At 68.7% G+C, this 15,630-nt stretch carries 11 protein-coding genes; 6 read left to right on the top strand and 5 right to left on the bottom strand.

From position 1 onward, the window contains the following. From AB1824_09100 to AB1824_09090, 3 genes are all read left to right on the top strand, one after another. The coding region (locus AB1824_09100; GenBank protein ID MEW5765119.1) for a PKD domain-containing protein at window positions 1–541 on the top strand (541 nt) is incomplete at its 5' end. 99 nt (window positions 542–640) lie between these two features. Continuing rightward, window positions 641–1,240, top strand: a complete 600-nt coding sequence (locus AB1824_09095; GenBank protein ID MEW5765118.1) for an arsinothricin resistance N-acetyltransferase ArsN1 family B — start codon at window positions 641–643, stop codon at window positions 1,238–1,240. A gap of 8 nt (window positions 1,241–1,248) precedes the next feature. Continuing rightward, a complete protein-coding gene (locus AB1824_09090) occupies window positions 1,249–2,019 on the top strand; it encodes a class I SAM-dependent methyltransferase (protein MEW5765117.1) in 771 nt (256 codons plus the stop codon). Between the two features lie 18 nt (window positions 2,020–2,037). Here AB1824_09090 and AB1824_09085 read toward each other — a convergent pair whose 3' ends face one another. From AB1824_09085 to AB1824_09070, 4 genes are read right to left on the bottom strand one after another with little or no spacing between them, the layout of a single operon-like run. Next, window positions 2,038–3,609: a DHA2 family efflux MFS transporter permease subunit gene (locus tag AB1824_09085; GenBank protein MEW5765116.1), complete on the bottom strand. Its 1,572-nt coding sequence runs from the start codon at window positions 3,607–3,609 to the stop codon at window positions 2,038–2,040. Between the two features lie 51 nt (window positions 3,610–3,660). Then, window positions 3,661–4,668: an HlyD family secretion protein gene (locus AB1824_09080; GenBank protein MEW5765115.1), complete on the bottom strand. Its 1,008-nt coding sequence runs from the start codon at window positions 4,666–4,668 to the stop codon at window positions 3,661–3,663. 1 nt (window position 4,669) lies between these two features. Then, a complete protein-coding gene (locus AB1824_09075) occupies window positions 4,670–6,046 on the bottom strand; it encodes a TolC family protein (protein MEW5765114.1) in 1,377 nt (458 codons plus the stop codon). After that, window positions 5,992–6,606: a TetR/AcrR family transcriptional regulator gene (locus AB1824_09070; protein ID MEW5765113.1), complete on the bottom strand. Its 615-nt coding sequence runs from the start codon at window positions 6,604–6,606 to the stop codon at window positions 5,992–5,994. The genes AB1824_09075 and AB1824_09070 overlap by 55 nt, the downstream gene beginning before the upstream one ends. Before the next feature lie 1,173 nt (window positions 6,607–7,779). Between AB1824_09070 and AB1824_09065 the strand changes: the two genes are divergently transcribed. Together AB1824_09065 and AB1824_09060 are read left to right on the top strand one after the other, a co-directional pair. Next, window positions 7,780–10,572 carry a M28 family peptidase gene (locus AB1824_09065; GenBank protein ID MEW5765112.1) on the top strand — a complete coding sequence of 931 codons (2,793 nt, stop codon included), beginning with the start codon at window positions 7,780–7,782 and terminating at the stop codon, window positions 10,570–10,572. A 165-nt stretch (window positions 10,573–10,737) separates the two neighbouring features. Further along, window positions 10,738–12,546 (top strand): diguanylate cyclase, encoded by a 1,809-nt coding sequence (locus tag AB1824_09060; protein MEW5765111.1) that lies wholly within the window; start codon window positions 10,738–10,740, stop codon window positions 12,544–12,546. Between the two features lie 124 nt (window positions 12,547–12,670). Here the strand turns inward: AB1824_09060 and AB1824_09055 are convergent, their stop codons facing one another. Then, window positions 12,671–14,092, bottom strand: coding sequence for a DUF4139 domain-containing protein (locus AB1824_09055; protein ID MEW5765110.1), 1,422 nt, complete (start codon window positions 14,090–14,092; stop codon window positions 12,671–12,673). Window positions 14,093–14,509: 417 nt separating this feature from the next. Here AB1824_09055 and AB1824_09050 point away from each other — a divergent pair. Next, window positions 14,510–15,630: citrate (Si)-synthase (locus AB1824_09050; GenBank protein ID MEW5765109.1), on the top strand; the 1,121-nt coding region annotated here is incomplete at its 3' end.

Here is a 15,630-nt window from a genome sequence, read left to right as displayed (position 1 = left end):
CACGGCCCCCGCCGGAAACGTGACCATCACGGCGGGCCAGTCGGTGACCTTCTCGGGGAGCGCCACGGACCCGGACGGCGACACGGTCACGGTGCTGTGGAACTTCGGGGACGGCTCCACCTCCACGATGCTCAACCCCGGCGCCCACGTGTACGCCAGCGCGGGCACCTACTCGGTGACCTTCACGGCCACGGACGAACACGGGCTGGCCGATCCCACCCCCGACACGCGGACGATCACGGTGAACGCGGCGGCGCCCACCTTCACCTTCATCCAGACGAGCATCTTCACGCCCAAGTGCATCAACTGCCACGCGGGTTCCAGCCCGGAGGCGGGCCTCGACCTCAGCGCAGGCCAGGCCTACGGTGAACTCATCAATGTTCCGGCCGAGTCCCGGTCGGGGATTCGCGTCATCCCCGGGGATCCCAACAACAGTGTCCTCTACACCTTCCTCGCCGCGGGCCACAGGTCCAGCCAGGTGACGGCCGCCGACCGGCAGGCCATCTTCGACTGGATCGCCTCCGGCGCCCCGAACAACTGATCCGGAGCCCGACCCAGGAGGGCTCTGCAGGCCCGCCCCAAACGGGGCGGGCCCTTTGCTTTCGCGCCCGTGAGAGAATGGCCTCGAAGGGAGAGGCCCGTGCAGCCCGAACTGTGCCCAGCCGTCCCGGAAGATGGAGCCGACGTGGCGGAAATCTACGCACCCCTCGTGCGGGATACGGCCGTCTCCTTCGAGGAGGAGCCGCCCTCCCCCCACGAGATGTCGCGCCGGATCTCCAGGATCCTCCCCACCTATCCGTGGATCGTCTGTCGCAGGTCCGGCGAAGTGCTGGGCTACGCGTACGCGGACGCGCACAATGCCCGGGCGGCCTATCGGTGGTCGGCCAACTCGGCGGTCTACGTGCGGCGGGACTGCCGCGGCTGGGGGGTGGGGAGGGCCCTCTACCGATCTCTCCTGAGGATTCTCGCCCTGCAGGGCCTTTGCAACGTATACGCCGGAATCACCTTGCCGAACCCCGCCAGCGTGGCGCTCCATGAGTCCTCGGGCTTTCGGCCCTTCTGCGTCTACCGCAACGTGGGCTTCAAGCTGGGGGCCTGGCACGACGTGGGGTGGTGGCACCTTCTGCTCGGCGAGCGTCCCGACCGTCCAGGGCCGCCCAGGGCTTTCTTGGACATGGCCGGGACGGCGGAAGTGGAGGAGGCCCTCGCCGAGGGCGCGCTCCTCCTCCGGCTGAGATAGGAAATGCCATGGACGTGAGAGACCACAACCGAAGGGCTTGGGACCGCGAGGTGGAACGCGGAAACCGGTGGACCGTGCCCGTCGGAGCGGACGCCATCGCCGCGGCGCGGAGGGGCGAGGTTCAGGTCCTCCTGACGCCCTCCGTTCCCGTCCCGCGGGAATGGCTCCAGCCGCTGCGGGGCCGTCGCATCCTGTGCCTCGCATCGGGAGGAGGCCAGCAGGGGCCGCTCCTTGCCGCCGCGGGCGCCGAGGTCACGGTCTTCGACAACAGCCCCGCCCAGCTCGCGAGGGACCGCGAGGTGGCCGACCGGGAAGGGCTCTCCCTGAAGCTCGTGGAGGGCGACATGCGCGACCTGTCCGCCTTCGGAGACGCCTCCTTCGACCTCGTCTTCCACCCCTGCTCCAACGGCTTCGTGCCCCACATCCTGCCCGTCTGGAGGGAGGCGTACCGGGTCCTCGCGCCGGGAGGCGTCCTTCTGGCGGGGATCGTCAACCCCCTGGTCTACCTCTTCGATCCCGACCTGAAGGAGGGCGATCGCCTGGAGGTGAAGTTCCCCGTTCCGTTCTCGGACCTCGAGCACCTCCCGCGGGAGCTCTTGAGGAGGCGGTTGGAGGCCGGCGAGCCCCTGGAGTTCGGACACACCCTGGAGGACCAGATCGGCGGACAGATGCGCGCGGGTTTCGTTCTGACGGGCTTCTACGAGGATCGGTGGCCCGGCTCGCCCTTCGAGAGGTGGATCCCCTCCACCTTCGCGACGCGGGCCGTGAAGGCCCCGTAAGGCCCGATCGCGCTGGGGTCAGTGCAGGCCGGAGGAGCGGCGGGACGGAGCGTCGTCGCCTTGGCACCGGTCCCGTCCCAGGAACGGGACCAGGATCAGCCCCAGAACAAAGACCGCGCCCAGGAGCGCGAAGACGTCCAGAAACGACAGAGCGTAGGCCTGCCTCTGCACGCCTGCGGACAAGAGCCCCGCGGCGAGGTCCGGGACGGAGGCGGGAGAAAGCCCCGAGGAGGACGACAGCAGGCCGTACGTGCCTTGAATCCCCTCCCTCAGAAGAGGCGACGAGGGGGACACGTGCTCCGCCAGGACGTGGTGGTGGACCTGGCTCCGCTGGGCGAGCAAGGTGGTGGACAGGGCGATGCCCACCGATCCGCCCTCGTTCCGCATGAGGTTGAAGAGTCCCGTGGCCGCCCCCATCCTTTCGGGGGGGATGTGGCGCATGGCCGTGACGCCGATGGGAACGAAGAAGAGCCCCAGCCCGAGACCGTGGACGATCCAAGCCTGGGTGAAGTGGGGGATCCCCGCCTGCAGCGTCGAGCCCGCCAAGAGCCAGCAGGAACCGGCCAATAGGGAGAAGCCGGCCGCCACCAGGAGGCGCGTGTCCACCCGGCCCATGAGCTTCGCCGCCAGGGCCATGGAGACCATGGAGGCGACTCCTCCCGGAGAAAGGATGAGCCCGGCCCACGTGGGCGTGTAGGCCAGCAAGTTCTGGACGAAGAGGGGAAGCAGGACGAAGGCGCCGTACATGCCGAAGCCCGCGAGGAACATGAGGGCCGTGCCTGAGGCGAAGGACCGGTCCCTCAGGATCCTGAGGTCCACGAGGGGGTTCTCGGCGGTGAGGGAGCGCCAGACGAAGAGGGCCAGGAAGAGAACGGCGGCTCCCGCCAGGGCCTGGATGAACGGGCTCTCGAACCAGTCGTTCCGCTCGCCGCGGTTCAAGAGGATTTCCAGGCTCCCGAGCCCCACCGCCACGAAAAGCAGGCTGGCGAAGTCCGTGCGTCCGTCCGGCCTCTCCAGGTACACGGGATCCTCCACGAAGAGGTACGCAAGGAACAGCGCGAGGAGGCCCACGGGGATGTTGATGAAGAAGATCCAGGGCCAGGTCCAGTTGTCGGTGATCCACCCGCCCACGAGGGGGCCGAGGACGGGGGCGAGGACCACGCCGATTCCGAAGACCGCCGTGGCCTTGCCGTGCTCCTCCCGGGGGAAGGTCTCGAGGAGGATGGCCTGGGACATGGGCACCATGGCGCCGCCCGAGAGGCCCTGGAGGACGCGCATGAGGATCAGGAAGCCCAGGGAGGGGGCGGCGCCCGCCAGAAAGGAACTCGCCGTGAAGAGGGCCAGACAGGCCATGTAGACGCGCTTGCGCGAGAAGGCGGTGCCGAGAAAGCCGGACAGGGGCAGGATCACCGCGTTGGCCACGAGGTAGGAGGTGAGGACCCAGGTGATCTCGTCCACGCCGGCGGCATACGTGCCCTGGATGTGCGGAAGGGCCACGTTGGCCACGGAGGTATCCAGGACCTCCATGAAGGTGCCCAGGAGGGTCGTGACGGCGACAAACCACTTGCGGCTTCCGTTGGCGGCGTTCATGGGCGCGTCATTCGTGGACGAATAGGGCCGGATCGCCCGCAAGAAGCGGGCCTACGGCGTTCCATCGGAACGGGTGTCGATCTCGCAGGTGACGGTGAGGCCGAGGCGGAGGCTGTGGCCGGGGTCGGTCCCGGGGTCCAGGACCACCTTGACGGGCACCCGCTGGACCACCTTCACCCAGTTGCCCGTGGCGTTCTCGGGCGGGAGCAGGGAGAAAACCGCGCCCGTGCCCGCCGCGATGCTGTCCACCCGTCCCGTGAACTTCCTCGAGGGGTCCACGTCGGCCCAGACCTCGACCCTCTGTCCCGGGCGGACGTTTCGGAGCTGGGTCTCCTTGTAGTTGGCCTCCACCCAGATTTCCCGAAGGTCCAGGGGCACGATGGAGAACAGGGGCTGGCCCGCGGCCACCACGTGGCCCACCTGGGCCGTCTTGCGGCTCACCACGCCCGAGGCGGGCGCCGCGAGGTCGCAGTAGGACCTCTGGAGGCGGGCCGCTTCGAGGGCCGCCCGGGCGGACCGGATCTTCTCCTCGGAGACCTGCAAGCCCGCGCGGGCCGACGCCACGGACTTCTGGGCCGCGGAAACCTGGGCCTCGGCCACCTCTTGGGCCGTGGAGGCCTGGTCGAACTTCTGCTTGGGGAGGGATTCCCTCCGGTAGAGGGCCTCCACCCTCTCCTTCTCGATTCGGGCCAGAGCGAGCTGGCTCCGGGCCGAAGACTCCTGGGCGGAGGCCTGGGCGAGGGCCGCGCGGGCGGCCTCGAGCCCCGCCTCCGCTTCGGCCAGTGCGGCTTCGGCCCGGGCCACCGCGGCGTCGAGATCCCGGGGATCCAGGGTGGCCACCACGTCCCCGGCCCTCACGGCCTGATTCTCCTCCACGGGAAGCGTCTGGATCTTCCCGGGCACCTTGGCCGCCACGGCGAAAATCCGGCCCGCGACGTAGGCGTTCTCCGTCCGGACGAAGACCTGATTGTGGCGCCAGCGCGCGTACCCGAGGGCGGCGCCGAGCACGGCGAGGGTCAGCAGGACGCAGAGGGCGATCCCTTTTTTCTGCAGGGCCATGTCACTTCTCCTCGGAAGACGCGGGGACCTGCGCCCCGGCGAAGAAACGCCTCAGGTCCTCGCCCAGCGCAGCCAGAAGCGCCGCCTGGCGGGCGTAGGCGTGATAGTGAGTGCGGGCGGCCTGGAAGCGGCTTTCAGCCAGGAGCGACTCGGCGTCCAGGACGTCGGTGGAGCGAGCCATCCCCTCCCGGTATTGATCCTGCACGATCCGGAGGTTCTCCAGGGAAGCCTCCACGTTCAGCCGGGCCGTGTCCAGTTCCCGCAGGGCGTCGGCGAACTCACGGAAGGCTCGGGCCGCGGCGTTTTCCACCTCGCGCCCCGCTTCCACGCGCTCTCGCCGCGCCTTGTCGACCTGGGCGCGGGCCTGGCGGACTCTCGCCGCCCGGGCACCGCCGTCGTACACGTTCCAGGAAAGGCCCACGAAAAGGCGGTTCACGTGAGGGTAGGCCATGTACCGGTTCTGCTCGTAGCCGTGTCCCGCCTCGGCGAGCAGAACGGGGGCGTAATCCTTTTCTCTCAGGGACAGGGCGGCTTCCAGGGCGGCGATCTTGGCGTCGAGGGCCTTCAGGCCGTCGTTGCCCTGGACGGCTCGGGCACGGATTTCCGCTTCGCCCCACGGCACGAGCGGCGCGGGGCCCAGCGCGCCGGGAAGGGTCTGGGGCGTCGCGGGGTCCAGCCCGAGGGCCCGGTTCAGCTCCTCCACCGCCGTCGCGTAGGCGCTGGCCAGGGAACGCCTCTGGTCCTCGACGGATCGAAGGGCGACCTCCGTGCGGAGGAGGTCGTTGCGGGCCACGACGCCCTGCTCGAAGAGATCCCGGACGGTGCGGAGGTGGTCCTCGAGGGCTTCCCGCCTCTGGTCCGCCACCTCCCCCTGGGCCTTGAAGATGAGGGCTCCCGCGTAGCGGGCCACGACCTCGGCCTGGAGCCTGCGTACGGCCTCGGCCCCGCCGCGGGCGGCGGCGCTCTCGCCGGCCCTCCCCGCGGCCACCGCCTCCCTCCTGCGGCCGCCGTCCCAGAGGACCTGCCGCACCGAGAGGTCGTACTTCCAGTAAACCTGGTCCCCCGCGGGAAAGGTCACTGGCCCGAACCGGAAGGCCGGGTCGTTGTCCAGGTTCACGTGGCCTCCCTCCAGCACCACCTCCGGGAAATAGAGGGCCCGGGCCGTCGCCGTTTCCTCGCGGGCCGCCGCCGAATCGAGGGAGGACGCCTCGGCCGCGAGTGAATTCCGCGCCGCGATTTCCAGTGCCCGGTCGAGGGTGAGGATCTCCTGTCCAGCGGCCGGGAGGGCTCCGATCCAGAAGAGAAGAACCGCGGAACAGACCTTCAGGGAGCGGCGCTCAGGCCGGAAAAAAGGACTTGAAAGGCTCGGTTCACGCACGTCTCGATCTCCTCGGTAGGCTTGCAGCGGTGGCGGTACCAGAGGGCCGCGTGGATCGTGTCCATGCAGTGCTGGGTCATGTACTCGACGGGGAGCGGGCCCAGCCTTCCCTGGGCCTGGATCTTCCTCAGGATCCGCGCCACCCGGGAGCGCTCCTCCCGGTAAATGGAGCGCACCTTGGCGCCCAGCCTGGACTCCATCTCCCAGTCGAATCGCGCCTTCTCCATCAGGAAGACGGGAAGGAACATGGGGCTGTTCTCGAAGACCTCCATGTAGACGCGGGCGAGGGCGCGGAGGGCCTCGATGGGGTCCTTTTCCACCTTGAGAACCGCCTCCACGCGGTGCCTCAGGTTCTCGACCCGGGTAACGACCACCTGCGCGTAGAGATCGTCCTTGGAGGCGAAGTGCTCGTAGAGGCCCTGCATGCCGATCTGGGCCTCCGACGCCACGTCCTGCATGGTGGCCACGTCGAAGGGCTTCCGTCCGAATATCCTCTCGGCGGCCTCCAGGAGAAGGCGCCTCCTCTGTTCCCTTTCGATTTCCTTCCTCTTGGCGGCCATGCTTGCTCCATAATGGAGATTCCGAATATAGAATCCATATTCCGAATTGTCAAGTAGGAACATGCGGGTCCAGAACAAATGGCGTTTTTGCCTTCGAAGCAAGGCGGAACGGGCGCCGCGCCGTCGGCGCGGCTTGCGAGGCCCGGACCGGCCGCTTCCGTGCAAGCACGTCCGCGTCCCGGTCCATGGCCTCCCCGCGCCCTTCGGGCGCTCCGTCCCGCTTCGGCTAGCACGGCCACGCCGTTGCCCCCCACCCCCTTTTCAGGAGGCCGCAAGTCCCGGACCTTGGGCTTCGTCAGGCTTCGGCGCCCGCATCCTCAACGTACACAGGTACGCCTCCGGTGCGGTCGCCTAGCCTTCCTCGCCCAAGGCCCAATCCTGCGGCCTGGCTTTCGCCCTCCGCTTCGCCTGCCCGCTGCAGGCAGGCTCCCGGCGAAAGCCGTAAAAAAACGCCCCAAAATTGTCTTGGACACCAGTGAAGCAGAGAGGGCCCGTGAGGCGGGATGAGGGGATCCCGAGATGCCTGGAACCAGGAAATCCAGAAGGCCTGGGCCTGGAGACGTGGAGGCCATGTGACCAGGAGCCCAAGAGACAAAGAACCCAAGAGACCAAGAACCCGAGAGCCCGAGGCCCGAGAGATCAGGAGACCGAGAAACCGGGAGACCAAGTGCTCAAGAAGCCTCGAGCCCGGGAGAGCGGGATGTGAGGATTCTGGGAGTTCGTCCGGGAGGCCGCCTTTCGGATGTCCAATTCCCAAGTCCAAGATTCGAAATTCCAAATCATGCCCGTCCAGGATCTTTTTGCGCGTCTTATGCTGCCTGCCTTCCGGAGCGAAGCGGAGGAAGGCGCGTCCCGGCGCCGCCGGCGCAACGCCAGAGGAGGGGGGAGGGGCAGTCCAGCGCGAGGCCGGGCCTGGAGCCCGAAGGGCGGCGGAGGGGCTGGGGACGGGGCGCGCGGAGGCGGGCATGGAGGCGCCCGGACCAGGCCCTCCGTGCCGCGCCAAGGGCGCGGCCAGGGCCCGGCCGACGTTCGAAGGAGACACGCTGCTTTGTTTTGAACACGCATGGATTCCAAATTCGAGAATCCAGGTTCGCCGATTTCGCGCACCTTTTCCCGCCCTTCGAGCCTGGATTACCCTGGGCCGGATGCGTGTTGGATGACCGGAGGTAGCGCATGAAGACCGCTGTTCGATCGTTCCCCCTTGCCGCCCTGATGGCCGCCGCCTGGCTGGCGTCCCCCGTCGCGAAGGGAGAGGCCCCGGCCTCCGCCCCGTCCCTCCGGGACCCCCGCGAGATCCGACTGGCCAACGTCCGCCAGCTGACCTTCTCGGGGGAGAACGCCGAGGCCTATTTCTCCTTCGCCGGCGACCGCCTCATCTACCAGTCCAGGGAGGGGAAGGCGGACTGCGATCAGATCTACACCATGGACCTCTCCGGGGGGAGCCGCCGCCTCGTCAGCACCGGCAAGGGCCGGTGCACCTGCGCGTACTTCCTGAAGGGCGACGGCCGGGTGGTCTTTTCATCCACCCATGCCTCCGCGCCCGAATGCCCCGCCCCTCCCGACCTCAGCCGCGGGTACGTCTGGCCGGTCCATCCGGGCTACGACGTGTACGAGGCCGCCGCCGACGGGACGGACCTCAAGCCCCTCATCGCCTCGCCGGGGTACGACGCCGAGGCCACCGTGAGCCCCGACGGCTCCAAGATCGTCTTCACCTCCGACCGCGACGGGGACCTGGAGCTCTACCTCTTGGACCTCTCGACGCGCTCCACCACCCGCCTGACGCACCTGCCCGGTTACGACGGAGGGGCCTTCTTTTCGCCCGATTCTCAGAAGATCGTCTTCCGGGGCTGGCACCCCACGGATCCGAAGGAGCTGGAGGAGTACCGGTCCCTCCTGAGAGACCACCTGGTGCGCCCCTCGCACATGGAGATTTTCACGATCCGTGCGGACGGCTCGGGCCTGAGGCAGGTCACCTCCAACGGCGCGGCCAACTTCTGCCCCTTCTGGCACCCCGACGGGAAGCGCATCCTCTTCGCCTCCAACGTGGGGGACGAAAAGAAGAGGAACTTCGACCTCTACCTCGTGAACGAGGACGGAAGCGGCCTCGAGCAGGTCACCTTTGAGCCCTCCTTCGACGGCTTCCCCATGTTCAGCCCCGACGGGCGCCACCTCGTCTGGGGGGCCAACCGGAACGCCGCGCGTCCTGGGGAGACCAACATTTTCGTGGCGGAGTGGGTGGAGGCGCCCGCGGGAGAGGCGGCCTTCTCCGAGGAGGCCCTTCGCCGGGATGTCTCCTTCCTCGCTTCCCCCGACCTCCGGGGGCGCCTGACCGGAACCCCCGAAGCCCGGGAGGCCGCCGAATACGTGGCCGCCTCCTTCCGCTCGGCGGGGCTCCGTCCGCCCCCGGGGCGGGAGGGCTACCTCGACGCCTTTCCCTTCACCTCCGGTGTCCACTTGGGCGAGGGGAACGCGGCGAGCCTTCTGGGAGGCGGGCGGGTCCGCCCCCTCTCCGTCGGGGAGGAGATCCAGCCCCTCGGCATGTCCGAGGACGGCGACCTGGAGGCCCTGCCGGTGGTCTTCGCCGGGTACGGGATCCGCGCCCAGGACCAGAAATGGAACGACTACGACGGCCTCGACGTGAAGGGCAAGGCCGTCGTCGTGTACCGCTGGGGCCCCGAAGGGGACGATCCGAAGAGCCCCTACGCCCTGTACTACCCCATCCGGCACAAGGCCATGACGGCCCGCGAGATGGGCGCCAAGGCCCTGATCGTCCTGGGGCCCTCGGCCCAGGACGACGACCTCGTCCCCCTCTCCACCACCGCCCGGGGCGGATCGGCGGGCCTCGTGGTGCTCACCGCCCGGCGGGCCCCCTTCGCCTCGGCCTTCGAAGCCGCGGGCCTTTCGCTTCCCGACCCCGGAAATCCGCACGGGACGCCCCTTCGCTTCGAAGTGCCCGGGGTCGCCTTCTCCGCCGCCGTGCGCCTGAAGCGCGAGAAGGCCGAGGGGTTGAACGTACTGGGGTGGCTCCCCGCCACCCGGGCCACCGACGAGACGGTGATCCTCGGGGCCCACTACGACCACCTGGGCCTGGGCGTGGAGGGTTCGCTGGCCGAGAAGAAGGGGGAGGTCCATCCGGGGGCCGACGACAACGCATCAGGCACGGCGGGGCTCATGGCCCTCGCCCGCCGGTTCGCCGCCGAGCCGGTGCGGGGACGGAACCTGCTGTTCGTTTCCTTCGCGGGAGAGGAGCTGGGCACCCTCGGTTCCTCCCAGGTCGTGAAGGCCCCTCCCGTGCCCCTGGAGAAGGCCGTGGCCATGCTGAACTTCGACATGATCGGCCGCCTTCGGGAGAACAGCCTGGTGGTGGGCGGGGCGGGCACCTCCCCCGTCTGGAAGGATCTCCTCGCCCGGGCCAACACGGAGGGCCTGAGCCTCTCCCTCGGGGAGGACGGGTACGGGGCGTCCGACCATTCGGTCTTTTACGCCCAGGGCATCCCGGTTCTCTTCTTCTTCACGGGCGCCCACGAGGACTACCACCGGCCCGGGGACACCGCCGACAAGGTGCTCTACGGCGGGGAGGCGAAGGTCCTCCGCCTGGCCGCCCGGGTCACCGGCGCGCTCCTGGACCTGCCCGAGCGCCCCGCCTACGTCCGGGTGGCGCCGCCGCCCAGCGAGATGGCGGGCCGGGGCTTCCGCGTCTACCTGGGCACCATCCCCGATTACACGGGCGAGGTGAAGGGCGTGCGGCTCATGGGCGTACGCGCGGGAAGCCCCGCCGAACAGGGCGGGCTCCGAAAGGGCGACGTCATCGTCGGCTTCGCCGGAAAGACCATCGAGAACGTCTACGACTACACCTACGCCCTTCAGGACCACAAACCCGGCGAGACCGTCGCCGTCACCGTCCTTCGGGACGGGAATCGCGTGGACCTGACGGTTCTCCTGGGCCGCAGGCCCGGCAAGGACTGAAGAAGGGGCGGGCGCCCCGCATCCTTCTTCCCGAAACACTCCATCGGCCCCCCGTGACGCGCCCCTCCGATCCGCGCCCGAGCGCCCTGTGGGTTGCGGGCGGGGGGAGCCTCGGGTAGGCTGTAACCACGATCCAGGTGGCGGAGAATCGGTGGAGGCGGGGAGATGGCCGGAGCCTGGAAGGGGGTGCTGGCGGCGGCGGCGCTTCTGGCGGCGACGGCGTGCGGCCCCTCCCGGACGCCGGGGCCCGGACCCGGGGCCGAGGACCGCGCCCGGGTGGATGGCCTGAACGCGCGGGCCGTAAAGGCCTTGGCCACGGATCCGAAGGGGGCCCGGGTGTTGGCGGAGGAGGCCCTGGCGGCGTCCCGGGCGGCCCGGTACGCGGAAGGGGAGGCCCTCGCCCGGTACAACCTCGGCGAGGCCCACCGGACACTCGACGCCTACCCCCAGGCCCTCGAGTGCTACGAAGCCGCCCGCGCGCTCTTCGAGGCCCAGGGGAACCTTGGAGAGACGGCGAGGGCGCTGCGGCGCCTGGGTGACGTCCAGTACTTCCTCGCGAGGTACGACAAGGCCATCGGCCTCTACCTGGACGCCCTCCGGCTGGAAGAGGCCCTGGCCCGCGACGGGAAGGGCCCCCACGCCCTCCGAGCGGGGCACCTCCAGGCGACCCTGGGAAACGTCTTCAAGGCCACGGGGGATTTCGTTCAGGCCGAGGAATCCTATCGCCGGGCACTGGCCGTGTACGAGGGGCAGGCCTACGCGCTTGGCGTGGCCGGGGCCCACGGGAACCTCGCGAGCGTCCACCAGGACCGGGGGCGCTTCGCCGAGGCCCTGGAGGAGAACCTGCTAGCCCTTCCCCTCGCGCGCTCCATCGGGGACGACTACCTCCTGAGCATCGTCCTCGCCAACGTCGGATCCGTCTACGTGGATTTGAATCGCTACGACGAGGCCGAGCCGTATCTGGCCGAGTCCCTCGCCGTGTGCGAGCGCACCGGGCGCAAGCGGGGCATCCTCAACGTCCTGATGCTCCAGGGGAGGGTGGAAAGGGAGAGGGGAAGGATCCCGCAGGCCCTCGCCCGATTCGAGACGGCCCGGGCCCTGGCCGAGGACCTGGGGGACCCGAGGAGCCAGGCCGACGTGCAGGCCGCCCTGGCGGAGCTCTACGCCGGATCGGGGGACTACCGCCGGGCTTACGAGGCCCGGGTCCGGCGCGCGGACTTCGAGGGCCGCATCCTCGATGCCTCCAAGTCTCTCCAGATCAACCAGCTCCGGGTGGCCTACGAGACGGAAAAGAAGGAGCAGGAGATCGAAGGGCTGAAGCGGGAGAAGGCTTTCCAGGATCGGATCCGCTGGGCCCTCTTGGGGGGGATCGGACTGGCCCTGGGGTTCTTGATCCTCCTCGTAAACCTCTTGAGACTCCGGGCGCGGCACTCCCGCGAGATCGAGGCCACGAGCCGGGAACTCCAGGAGACCTATTCCCGCGTGGAGCGCCTCTCCCGCCTTGACGATCTGACCCAGCTCCTCAACCGCCGGGCCGCCTGGGAGAGGATCGGGCAGGAGAGGGCGCGCAGCGAACGCAGCGGCCGGGCCTTCGCCCTCGTCCTTGCGGACCTGGACGACTTCAAGCGGGTCAACGACCTGTACGGCCATCCGGCGGGCGACGCCGTCCTCGTGGCCGTGGCGGGCCTCCTCCGGAATTCCCTTCGGGAGCAGGACGCGGTGGCGCGCTGGGGGGGCGAGGAGTTCCTGCTGCTCCTTCCTGAAACGGACCGGGAGGGGGCCTTGCAGGCCGCCGAGAAGGTCCGCCAGGCGGTGGAGCGGACCCCCGTGGCTTTCGGGGACAGGCAGGTCCGGGTCACTCTCACCCTGGGCGTGGGCGTCTTCGACCCGGTCCGGGGCGTCGAGGACGCCTTGCGACGGGCCGACGAGGCCCTCTATGCCGGGAAAGCCGCGGGGAAGAACCGGGTGGGATGAAACGGAAAAGCGGGCGGGCGGCCGGAGGGGAGAGCGACGACCAGAACGCGGGAAGGAGACCGCGAGCGGGCGGCCTCCTTCCGCGCCGATCACCCGTTCTGGCCGTCCCCTCGGAGGGCTGAACCTACCAGGTGTACCGGACGGTGTAGGTGACCTTCGTCTCGCCGTCGGCGGGGACGGTGACGGGGAAGACAACGGTCTGGCTGTCCACCTTCTCGTGCTTGGCGCTCTCCTGTCGGATTTCCCAGTCGCTCCAGCGGTAGAGCACTTCGGCCACGCGGACGGCCACGGGCGCCTTCTTGTGGTTCCTCAGGACGATCTCGAAGGACTCGTCGTAGACGTGGCCCGAGACGACGACCTTGAAGGAGGTCTGCTTGCGCTCGCCCACCACGTCGAAGGCCTCCCCGAGCTTGATGCGCAGGTGCTCGTCCTTGGGCGTGTGGTCGATGGAGTCCTCGCCGATGAACTGGGCCGACCCGTCGGTGTCCTTCTGGAAGACGCGGACGACGCCCTTGGGGAGCGGGATGCCGAGTCCCGAGGCTTCCTTGTTGTCGAACTCCAGAAAGACGGAGACCTTCTTGTTGGAGGGGACGCCCAGGTCCCGGTTTTCCCGGGCGCCGTAGTACCAACCGCCGTAGCCGCCGAGGTTGGCCCCGTCGTAGACGTAGGTCTTCTGGACGGGAACGGCGGGGGCCGAGGCCAGCTCGATCTGCTTGGTCTCGTTGTCGGCCAGGGTGGCCGGCCGCTGGAGGGTGTACAGGTGGTACTCGAAGAGGCTCTTCTCCTCGAACTGCGGCGCCGGGGCCGCCATTTCCATCTTGGCGGCGGCGTAGACCCGGCGGCGGGGCTCGTCCTGCTCGGCCCGGTTCACGTCGCCCGCGAGGAGCTTCAAGGTCGCGTCCTCGAAGGTGAGGCCGCTCTGGTTGTGGATGGTCACCCACCCCGTGAACCCGACGTTCCGCTCGGAGGGGTCCAGGAGGAGGACGTAGTTGGAGTTCCAGGACAGGCCCCCGGTGAGGTAGGAGAGGGCCACGTCCTGCCGCCCCGCCCGCTGTCCTTCCAGGAGCCAGACCAGGGTCGGCTTGACGATGAGGCCGGGAGGGAGGGTGTCGAGGAGGTACCGGGAGGGATAGCCGATGTAGAGGCCCTCGGCCGTCCGGATCACGGGGCGGTTGCCGGCCACGGAAAGGAGGGTCCCCGTGTAGGACTTCTCCAGGTCGCCGGTCTTTTCGAAGAAGGTAACCGTTCGCCCCAGGCTCTTTTCGAGCACCTTCTGGTCGCTGATGAGGTCGTAGGCGTAGTTCTGCTCGAGGATTCGCAGGGGCGGGCCCGAGAGGGTCTCCAGGGCCACGGAGGTGGCGTCGATGCGGGTGGTCACGTCCTCGAAGAGGTACTTGAACACGCCGGGCTGGACGGTCACGGCCCGTTCCTGGCGGACCAGGGCCAGGTCCTGGTTGTAAATGGTGAGCATGGACTTGGGGGCCTCGGTGGCGTGAAACACCGTGGCTGCGGTCAGGGCGAGGATCGAAAGGGCCGCACGCTTCATGGGTCGCTCCTTGGGGGCCGGAGGGCCCCGGATAGGGAGATCTAGACCTACCGTAGCACAAAAAAGTTCCCCTGGGTGAGGGCGATTCCGGGGGTTCGGAGACCTCGGGGCGGCCCCTCCGAATCTCCCACGGATCTTGTCGGATTGGGCCAAATCACCCCGCTTTGGCTCGAGGACGGATCGCCCCCTTTTCTCGGTTGACACCCGAAAGGGCCGCCGACCATAATTGGCCCTCGCTCACCGTGGAACGGCATCAGGAGGCACCGGCGAGACGCGGCAGGCCGCCGCGGAGGGCGGAAATCCAGTCGGTTCAGGCGGTTCCCGGCCTGCATCCAGGCGTGATGGGGGGCACCGCTTCGGTAACCGGGGGCATCGGGCCTCCGGCGGTGGTTGGGACCCAAGTTCAGGAGGTGCTGCATGGGCAAGTTACACGATGTGCTGGCCAGCCAGATTCCGGCGATGCGGAACGACATCAAGGCCTTCGTGAAGGAGCACGGCGCGAAGGTGATCGGCGAACTGACCATCGGCGCGGCCTTCGGCGGCATGCGCGGCCTCAAGGCCATGGTCTGCGACACCTCCGAGGTGCCGCCGGACAAGGGCCTCATCATCCGCGGCATTCCCATCGGCCAGCTGACGGACAAGCTCCCCGAGGAGATTTTCTGGCTCCTCTGCGTGGGCACCCTGCCGAGCGCCGACGAGCTCAAGGACCTTCAGGCGGACCTGAAGGCCCGCGCCAAGAAGCTCCCGGGCTACGTCTTCAACGTCCTCGACGCCATGCCGAAGGACTCCCATCCCATGTGCCAGCTCGACACGGCCATCCTTTCCCTCGAGCGCGAATCCGAGTTCCGCAAGGGGTACGACGCGGGCATGAAGAAGGACCAGTACTGGGAGCCCATGCTGGAAGACTCCCTGAACATCCTGGCCTGGATGCCCGAAATCGCGGCGTACATCTACCGCAAGACCTTCGACAAGGGCCCGCGGATTCCCGCCGACCCGAACCTCGACTGGGGCGGCAACTACGCCCACATGCTGGGCATCCCCGATCCCACGGGCGAGTTCAAGAACCTCATGCGCCTGTACCTGACCCTCCACAGCGACCACGAGGGCGGCAACGTCTCGGCCCACACCTGTCACTGCGTGGGTTCGGCCCTCTCCGACGCCTTCTACGCCGTGTCCGCGGGCCTCAACGGCCTGGCGGGCCCCCTCCACGGCCTCGCCAACCAGGAATGCCTGGGCTGGATCCTCGAGACCATGGAGAAATTCGGCGGCGCCCCCACCGAGGAGCAGCTGGCGAAGTACGCCCAGGACACGCTGAACGCCGGGAAGGTCGTCCCCGGGTACGGCCACGCCGTCCTTCGCATCACCGACCCGCGCTTCGACGCCTTCCACGCCTTCGGCGCGAGGGTGTGCCCCGAGGACAAGACCTACCAGACCGTCGCCCGCGTCTTCAAGGTCGTGCCCGAGGTCCTCAAGCAGGTCCAGAAGATCAAGGATCCCTGGCCGAACGTGGACGCCGCCTCCGGGTGCCTCCTCTACCA

This window comes from Acidobacteriota bacterium (genome assembly GCA_040752915.1).
Lineage (GTDB): Bacteria > Acidobacteriota > UBA4820 > UBA4820 > DSQY01 > JBFLVU01.
The sequence above is the reverse complement of the archived record's forward strand: the minus strand, read 5'-3'. Positions and strand labels throughout refer to the sequence as shown.

Coding starts and splice junctions, on each gene's coding strand:
- AB1824_09090 (MEW5765117.1), top strand. CDS start 1,249: ATGGACGTGAGAGACCACAACCGAAGGGCTTGGGACCGCGAGGTGGAA.
- AB1824_09085 (MEW5765116.1), bottom strand. CDS start 3,609: ATGAACGCCGCCAACGGAAGCCGCAAGTGGTTTGTCGCCGTCACGACC.
- AB1824_09080 (MEW5765115.1), bottom strand. CDS start 4,668: ATGGCCCTGCAGAAAAAAGGGATCGCCCTCTGCGTCCTGCTGACCCTC.
- AB1824_09070 (MEW5765113.1), bottom strand. CDS start 6,606: ATGGCCGCCAAGAGGAAGGAAATCGAAAGGGAACAGAGGAGGCGCCTT.
- AB1824_09065 (MEW5765112.1), top strand. CDS start 7,780: ATGAAGACCGCTGTTCGATCGTTCCCCCTTGCCGCCCTGATGGCCGCC.
- AB1824_09060 (MEW5765111.1), top strand. CDS start 10,738: ATGGCCGGAGCCTGGAAGGGGGTGCTGGCGGCGGCGGCGCTTCTGGCG.
- AB1824_09055 (MEW5765110.1), bottom strand. CDS start 14,092: ATGAAGCGTGCGGCCCTTTCGATCCTCGCCCTGACCGCAGCCACGGTG.